Origin of the sequence: Exiguobacterium sp. UBA6282, assembly GCF_002440475.1 — a bacterium.
In the GTDB taxonomy this organism is placed as follows: domain Bacteria; phylum Bacillota; class Bacilli; order Exiguobacteriales; family Exiguobacteriaceae; genus Exiguobacterium_A.
On record NZ_DJUM01000026.1, the window covers coordinates 5,321 to 13,619 of the forward strand.

At 51.8% G+C, this 8,299-nt stretch carries 6 protein-coding genes; 2 read left to right on the plus strand and 4 right to left on the minus strand.

Features of this window, described 5'->3' with window-relative positions; all coding sequences use genetic code 11:
* Together B2751_RS08150 and B2751_RS08155 are read left to right on the plus strand one after the other, a co-directional pair.
* The coding region (locus B2751_RS08150) for an FMN-binding glutamate synthase family protein (RefSeq protein ID WP_290774167.1) at positions 1–1,322 on the plus strand (1,322 nt) is incomplete at its 5' end.
* Between the two features lie 107 nt (positions 1,323–1,429).
* Positions 1,430–2,425: a tRNA dihydrouridine synthase gene (locus tag B2751_RS08155; protein ID WP_029343007.1), complete on the plus strand. Its 996-nt coding sequence runs from the start codon at positions 1,430–1,432 to the stop codon at positions 2,423–2,425.
* Positions 2,426–2,470: 45 nt separating this feature from the next.
* On the opposite strand, the gene B2751_RS08160 is transcribed toward B2751_RS08155, so the two are convergent.
* The 4 genes from B2751_RS08160 to B2751_RS08175 all read right to left on the minus strand — a co-directional run bounded on the left by B2751_RS08160 (position 2,471) and on the right by B2751_RS08175 (position 8,234).
* On the minus strand, positions 2,471–2,983 hold the full coding sequence (locus B2751_RS08160) for an SF0329 family protein (protein ID WP_290774170.1): 513 nt from the start codon (positions 2,981–2,983) through the stop codon (positions 2,471–2,473).
* Between the two features lie 31 nt (positions 2,984–3,014).
* Positions 3,015–5,774: a glycoside hydrolase family 3 protein gene (locus B2751_RS08165; RefSeq protein ID WP_290774173.1), complete on the minus strand. Its 2,760-nt coding sequence runs from the start codon at positions 5,772–5,774 to the stop codon at positions 3,015–3,017.
* A gap of 16 nt (positions 5,775–5,790) precedes the next feature.
* Positions 5,791–6,870, minus strand: coding sequence for an alpha/beta hydrolase (locus tag B2751_RS08170; protein ID WP_290774176.1), 1,080 nt, complete (start codon positions 6,868–6,870; stop codon positions 5,791–5,793).
* A 176-nt stretch (positions 6,871–7,046) separates the two neighbouring features.
* Positions 7,047–8,234: a DUF4317 domain-containing protein gene (locus B2751_RS08175; protein WP_035395462.1), complete on the minus strand. Its 1,188-nt coding sequence runs from the start codon at positions 8,232–8,234 to the stop codon at positions 7,047–7,049.
* Between the last annotated feature and the right edge of the window lie 65 nt (positions 8,235–8,299).

Consider the following 8,299-nt stretch of genomic DNA (forward strand, 5'->3'; position numbering starts at 1 on the left):
GTTTTGGCTCGGAACGTAATTTTGAAGAAGCTGGTTTTTATGTACAAAACGCCCTCTTTCCAACGAATCGACAGGAATTACGGATCGATCAATCAGAACGTGTCGATACGCACATTTATCAAATTGATCGCGATGAACTGTTTACGCGGAAAGAACATCTTGTTGCGAAGCAAATCTCACCGTATCTCTTGAAAGTGGAGGATGCACCAGTCATCGGGGCGACGACGTGTCGGCACCCTTATCAAATCCAAGGGCTGATCGGTCAATCGGCGATGAGTTTTGGTGCACTCGGTGACCGGGCCATCACCGCTCTATCGATTGGACTCGGTCGCGCTAAAGGAAGCTGGATGAATACTGGTGAAGGCGGGCTATCCGACTTTCATCTCAAAGGTGACGTCGACATCATCTGTCAGATTGGTCCCGGTCTGTTCGGTGTCCGGACGGAGGACGGCAACTTTTCGTTCGACGAGTTTCAGAAAAAAAGTGAGTTAACGCAAGTCAAAGCCTTCGAACTCAAACTTGCCCAAGGGGCTAAAACGCGTGGTGGACATTTAGAAGGCGCAAAGGTCACGGAAGAGATTGCCGCTGTCCGGAAGGTCAAAGTCGGTGTCGGCATCGATAGTCCGAACCGGTTTAACGAATTCACGACACCAGAGACGATGCTCGACTGGGTCGAACGTCTACGTGAGATTGGCGGAAAACCAGTCGGGATCAAAGTCGTCGTCGGTAATCTTGAAGACATGCGTCAGTTGATTGCTTATATGAAAGAATCCGGTCGTCATCCAGACTTCATGACGGTCGACGGTGGCGAAGGAGGGACAGGCGCGACGTTCCAAGAACTTGCGGATGCTGCCGGCCTACCACTCTTTTCCGCATTACCATTCGTCCATCAACTTTTGACAGAAGCCGGTTTACGCGACAAGGTCAAAGTGTTCGCATCTGGTAAGCTGATCAGTGCTGATAAGATTGCGATCGCTCTCGCCCTCGGCGCTGACTTCGTCAACATCGCGCGTGGTTTAATGTTTAATGTCGGCTGTATTCAAGCCCAAGTCTGTCATACGAATCACTGTCCAGTCGGCGTCGCGACGACTGATCCGAAACTGCAGAAGGCGCTGATCGTCGACGAAAAAAGTTTCCGCGTGACGAACTACATCATCTCGTTACGAGAAGGACTCTACAATCTGACGGCGGCAGCAGGACTCGTCTCACCGACGGAACTTCGCCCAGAACACGTCATCTATAAGGACGAAGCCGGACACCTAATTCCGGGTCCGGACTGGATGAAGCAGCATATGGTACACCAATCTCTTTCCTCACGGTAACGAATAGCACTCACTTGCACTTTTTAACGAGAGCGCTTAAAGTGTATAGTTGATGAAATTCTTTAACCACACATGTGCATTACCTTAAGGAAAGGGTTTAATATACTATGAAAAAGAACTTTTGGCAGGACTTACCACGACCATTTTTCGTCTTAGCACCGATGGAAGACGTCACTGACGTTGTCTTCCGCCACGTCGTCGCAAAAGCGGCGCGTCCGGACGTGTTCTTCACGGAATTCACGAATACAGAAAGCTATTGTCATCCGAAAGGCAAACAGAGCGTTCGCGGACGTCTCGAGTTCACGGAGGATGAACAACCAATGGTCGCTCACATTTGGGGCGACAAACCGGAATATTTCCGCGAAATGAGTATCGGTATGGCAGAGATGGGCTTTAGCGGGATCGACATCAACATGGGCTGCCCCGTCCATAACGTTGCCGTTAACGGAAAAGGCTCTGGCTTGATCAATCGTCCGGAAGTCGCGGCTGAACTGATCCAAGCGGCAAAAGCAGGCGGTCTCCCGGTCAGCGTCAAAACACGTCTCGGCTACACGAAGGTCGAAGAATGGCACGATTGGTTGCGTCACATCCTCGAACAAGATATCGCGAACCTCTCGATTCACCTCCGGACACGTAAAGAGATGAGTGCCGTTCCAGCACACTTCGAATTGATTCCGGAAATCAAGAAGTTACGTGATGAGATTGCACCACAGACGTTACTGACGATCAATGGGGATATCAACGATCGCCAACACGGTCTGGAACTCGTTGAGAAATACGGTGTCGACGGCGTCATGATCGGTCGCGGGATCTTCCACAACCCGTTTGCGTTCGAAGTCGAGAAAAAAGAACATTCTAGCCAAGAATTACTCGATTTGTTACGTCTACAACTCGATCTGCACGATCATTACTCGGCTCAATTCGAGCCCCGTCTCTTCAAGCCATTACGTCGGTTCTTCAAGATTTACGTCCGCGGATTCCGCGGCGCGAGTGAACTTCGGGTCAAATTGATGGAGACGAACTCAACGGACGAAGTCCGTGCTTTACTCGACGCCTTCGTTGAAGAAGAAGGCATTCACGAGGTCAACTCGTTTTCAATCTAACAGCAAAGCACGCCTCCTCGGCTTGAGGAAGCGTGCTTTTTCGTGTCACCAACGTTCGACGGTTTGCCGCGTATCTGCACACCATTGTTCAAAATCAGACTGATGCGTCAGCGATAGGAAACGTCGTTTGCCGAGTCGCCGATCGAGCCGTGCGATACCACGGATGAAAGGATGTGGATGAACGAGTGCTTGTTCAAACGCAAGATTCGGATACTCTAACAAATCTTGTTGCATCTCATAGTTCTCTAGATACCCGTCTTGTTTGACTTGTCGTTCGATCTCAGCCGATAACGCATGCGACTGTTCCAACCAGTCGGACTGCCATAACGCTCCGTCAGGTTTTTCCGGTAACTGTGCAGATTGTAACGCGTAGCGCCGATCGACTTCCCGTTCGAAGTGAAAGTCGTCTGCTCCAAGAATCTCTTCTCCGTCAAACGTCACCCAGACACGACTAGGACTGTCTTGAATCCGGTAGACAGCTGCATGAAAAGCAATCCGTCCCTGTAACGACGGGGAAAGCAGTTGCTCGACCCGTTTTTTGATGATAGAAAACTGCACACAATCCGTCCTTTCCGTCCGGCTAATCTAATCAGCCGTTCTTCATATGAAACGATTCCGCAAGCGTAAACGTCAACTCTTTTAACTCGAGACCACCGAGTGCAAAGTAGAGTTTTAAATAGTTGTGTGGGTTGAAGACGAAGACGTCCTTCGTCTGGCTGACCCACTCGCCGTTCGTTCCATTGAAGGTAAAGGTCGCGACCGGCATGTTGTTCGCAAACAACGTCACTGGCATCTGCGCCAGTTCACCAGCATTCGAACGTGCCGTCAACGTGACCTGATACATCCCTGTCTCTTCCGCCGTGACAGCGAAGACATGACTACTTCCTGTCGTCGTCGTGACGTCCGTTAACGGGAAGGCATCCCCACTGACGAGGCGTTGGTGCGAGACGGCTTGATCTTCGAGCGTCTCTTCTTCGATCGGTGCCCCGAGGACCTCGACAGGTGACGCCGTTCCCATCACGCGATCCATGACCGGTGACCGGAGTAAGAACTGACAGATGTTCGCAGCACTCCGCAGTAACTCGGAACGTCGAAGTGTTCCGTCTGCGAGAGCCGTCAATGTATCATCCTCGAACGGATTCGTTCCCGGTTCGCCGACGACCATATAGAGATCGTTTTGCGAACGGACCATCGTCGCCGTTTGCTGCCGGTTTGCTTCCGTTCCTTCGGCGTTGATCTTCGCCCACCAGTCGGTCATGACGATTCCGTCAAAGCCCCACTCATCGCGCAAGATGCGTGTGTTCTGATCGTATAAGCCGGCAGTCCAGATGCCATTGACGGCACCGTACGTCGTCATGATCGAGTAGGCTTTCCCTTCCTTAACTGCCATCTCGAACCCTTTCAAGTACAACTCACGTAACGCCCGTTCTGATACGATCGAATCCAGATCATGCCGGTGGAACTCTTGGTTGTTGGCACTGAAGTGCTTCAACGTTCCCGTCACACCAACCCGGTGCATCCCGTCGAGCTGTGCCACGGCCATTTTTCCAGTCAGATACGAATCTTCCGAGAAATACTCGAAGTTCCGTCCGTTGAGTGGATGACGGTGGAGGTTCATCCCGGGTCCAAGCAACGTATCAATCTCGTTTTTCCGTAACTCAAGACCTGTCATCTCAAATAGATCGGCAATCAATGTCGTATTGAACGTCGAGGCAAGCAATGTTCCGTTCGGTAACGAGAAGGCTTTCGTCCCGATGTCCATCCGGATCCCAGACGGACCGTCCGCGCAGCAGCCTGCTGGAATGCCGAGTGCTTCGAGTTCTGTCGTCACGCCACCGAAGGCGCCCGCCGTTCCCGGAGTGACGCGCGGTGAGTTCATCCCTTCGCCCCGGACGATTACCCCGAGATCCGCATCCGTCAATTGATCGAGGAACGTCTCGAGCGTGACCCGTTCTTCTTTGACGTCGCGTAACTTCCAACCAGCATCTTCCGTCTGCGTCCGTTCAACAGGACGCTCCTGTTGACGACGTTGTTCCGGATCAATTGTCCGTAGTGGTGTTGTTTCATACGTCACCGTATATCCCGTTTCGGTCGCTTGCGGTTTGATGCGTTCAAACGCCGTCACCGGTGCCATGTTCTCCGTTAAGACGTCCGTGACGTCAAGCGTCTCGACAGAATGGCTTGCGACTGGAACCGCCGACCGGACGTCCGTTCCGAGATAAAGCTGATACGTGCCAGGTTCGATGACATAAGACGATTTATGCCCGGTGACACCACTATCGTCATAACTCGCAAATGAGGCGAACGGTACGACGAGTGTGAGAGATTCTTGCTCGCCTGGTGCGAGTTCTTTTGTCTTGCCGAACGTAACGAGTTGACGCGTCGGGTTTCCAAGTCGGCCTTGTGGTTTCTCGAGGTATCCTTGTACGACTTCCTTCCCGCTCGTCTGACCGGTATTCGTCACCGTCACCGTCACCGTCCAAGCATCAGCTGACGTCGTCACGTCTGTCGTCAGGTCGAACGACGTGTACGATAATCCGTACCCGAACGGATACAAGACCGCTTCCGGTGCGAACGTCTCGAAGTAACGGTACCCGACATAGATGTCTTCTTGATACAACGCGCGATCAGCATGACCGAAGTATGGTGTCGACGGATAATCATCGAGTGAACGAACGATCGTATCCGGTAGTTTCCCAGACGGCGAGACGCGGCCGAGCAAAAGATCACTCAGTCCAGTTCCGCCTTCCATTCCTCCTTGCCACGCGTAGAGAATAGCACTTGGCGTCGTCTCTTCGACCCAGCGCATATCGATGATATTCCCGACGTTCAAGACGACGACGGTCTGTTTGAAGTGTGTCGTCACGAGTCGGAGCATCTCCTGTTCCGTCTCCGTTAAAAAATAACTCCCTGGATCCGCTGTATTGTCGCGGTCTTCCCCAGCCGTACGACCAATCATGATCAAGGCAACATCGGAGTCAAGCGCTGCTTGCTGAACGAGTGTCGCGTCAATCGGCATCTCTTCTTGCGACCACGGTTCGGCTGCCCAGCCTTCACCTTGGTCAAACGGATGGTCTTCAAGCCATGTCTCGTACGCCTTGAGGACGTCTGCATTCAGCGTCACGTCTTCGCGTAGCATATCGAGCGGACTGACGACGTTCGTAACGTTGACCATTCCGCCTGATCCTGTACCACTTTTATAGTAGTTGAACTGATTACGTCCGAAGACAGCGACCGTCGATGCAGGTTGCAACGGGAGCACACCATCATTGTGTAAGAGGACCGCCCCTTCCGCGACGGTTTGTCGTGCGAGTTTTGTATAGGCTTGCCAATCGAGTGTGTATGTCATGCGTCATCCACCTTTGTTAGTTAGTTTGAGAAAAGAGTCGTTTTAAGTCCTTCGCGATTTCGTCTAAGCTGTCTTCGGCTTGCGGATACAGACCGAGTTTATCAAGAAAAGCATGTTCCATCCCCCGGTACTGGAGATAGCGGGTCTTGACGCCCGCGCGCGCGAGCTTTTTCGCATACGCTTCCCCTTCAAGACGTAAGTAATCAAACTCTCCTGTAATGACGAGTGCCTCTGGTAGATCATCGAGCGTCGCGAACAACGGTGAAATCCGTCGATCCTTCGAATCACTTGCTTGAACGTACCATTGCTCGAGGACACCTTCTTCATCTTGAAGCGACAAAATGATCCGTTCGAGGAACTGCGGTTCCGTTTGTCGGTCATACGCTTCAAGCGTCCAGTCATATTCCGAATTCGGATGTTCCCCGACATTGACGACTGGATAATACAAGACTTGATAGCGGATATACGGCGTCGGACGCTCGCGGTCGAGCAAACAACAGACCGTCGCCAAGTTCCCACCGGCACTATCACCGGCGACAGCGATCGCACCTGGATCAATCTCAAGTCGATCAGCGTGTTCGACTGCCCAATCGATCGCTGCATGACAATCTTCAAGCCCTGTCGGAAACGGATGCTCTGGCGCCAATCGATAACCGACCGACAAGACGGCGACGTTCCCTTTATCGGCTAATGCCTTACAGGGGTTCTCGACCGTCTCGAGCGTGCCACCGAAAAAACCACCGCCATGGAAATAGACGACGAGCGGGAGCGGACGCGCCGCTTCCGGACGATACAGCCGTGCTTCGATCGTGGTACCAGGTCTTGGGATCGCGAGGACGTCCGTTGAAATCTGCCGTGTCGACACGTCTTCGTTGTCCCACCCCATGCCGGCACGTGCCAGTTCGACTGGCGACGCCCCTTCTGGAATCGAGACCGATGGACGCTGCGTGAGGACGACCTCACGGACACGCGGATCGAGTGTCCCTGGAGTCGAGACGTCGGGAATCGGCTTATCGACGATTTCGAGTCCGTCTTGATGGATGGATGAACGATTTCGTAACGTTCGCAGTAAATCTTGCATCGAGGCGGTAGACAAATGGATCGCTTCCTTTCTGGTTAAACCGTTATCGAAAGCGCTTTCGATAACCGCTAAAAAAATTTCGAATGCCTCTTTTCCAAAAAAGAGACCGCTTACATCACAATATACCTGTCTTTGATAGGAGAAGCAAATGTTTCACCTAAAAAAATCAGCGCAGTCGCCTGCGCTGGTCCTCATCGTAATTGTTCTTGTGAAACGATCGTAAATCCATCGATGACCGTGTCTTCCTCGACCTCGATCAACAGGCAGCGTTTCCCTTGATAGTTGACTTGTTTGACGTACTTCAAGTCTTGCGGACTGATCGCGATGTTTGCGACCTTCGTATTGATTTTAATCGATTTCGCTTCATAGTTCGGGACGATGTTACTCGCCTTCATCTCGTACGTCGGATCGTCAACGACCGTCTTGAACGCCCGTTCGACCTGCTCCGTGCTGACGTCTTCGACACCGCTTGCCTTGAGGACACGTTCGACTTCCTGAACGTCGAGCATTGGCACTTCTTCCTCATCTTGATCCTCTTCGACGACGATCAACTGATTGATGTTTTCATAGACACCGGCTAACGTCTTCGTATCCATCGATTCACCAACGACCGATTTGACGATTTCCTCGAAGATCGCTTTATCCTCATCTGCTGTGACGATCGGTTGACCGTTCAAGACATTTTCAAGGAAGCCGAAATCCGGTTTATTCGGCTTACCTGCCGCATACAAGACATGATTGACGTCTGCCGCATTGTCGGTGAAGGTCGGGAAGAGAAATCCACCGATCGGCGACGCCAGTTTGATGACCGGATTGATGAACAAGTTCGACTTGAATTCGCGTTCAACGAAATCAAAGACGAGCGATTGTTTCGGTAACTCCGTTAAGTTAAGACTACCGAGAATGAACGGCGTCGTATAGACGTCGTCATTCGGATCGATCTCCGTCTCGTCCGCTTGGCGCTTCGTCGTTTTATAGTATTGTCCGCGAATGAACGTGACGACGAGGTCATTCTCGTACTGGACGTCCTGAACCATCTTCAACGCCATCGTCTGCATCTGTTCGACCCAGTCCTCCGGCTCTTCCGCATACAGTCCTTCATAAAGAAGCTGTTGAGTATGACCCGTCTCCCCTTCTTCTGGATGCGTGAACTTGACCTCGAACAGCTTGACGTCGAGTTTTCCACCTAGTACCTTCTTGAAGTTCGCAAGGAACAGCTCCTGTTGCTCCGGATCAAGCAACGGAAACGGTCGGGCTTCCTCATGATAGATTTCGCTCGTCTCTTTTCGGATATAGACGTTGTAGATTTCATGGATTTTTAGTAAATCGGCATCCATCTTGAAGTGACGACGGATGTCGGCGATGTCTTTTTTATTCATGCATACCAGCTCCTCGAATCATTAAAATCCTGCTTCCTGAAAAGCGTACCATATGCGAGATGACC

Coding starts and splice junctions, on each gene's coding strand:
- B2751_RS08155 (WP_029343007.1), top strand. CDS start 1,430: ATGAAAAAGAACTTTTGGCAGGACTTACCACGACCATTTTTCGTCTTA.
- B2751_RS08165 (WP_290774173.1), bottom strand. CDS start 5,774: ATGACATACACACTCGATTGGCAAGCCTATACAAAACTCGCACGACAA.
- B2751_RS08175 (WP_035395462.1), bottom strand. CDS start 8,234: ATGAATAAAAAAGACATCGCCGACATCCGTCGTCACTTCAAGATGGAT.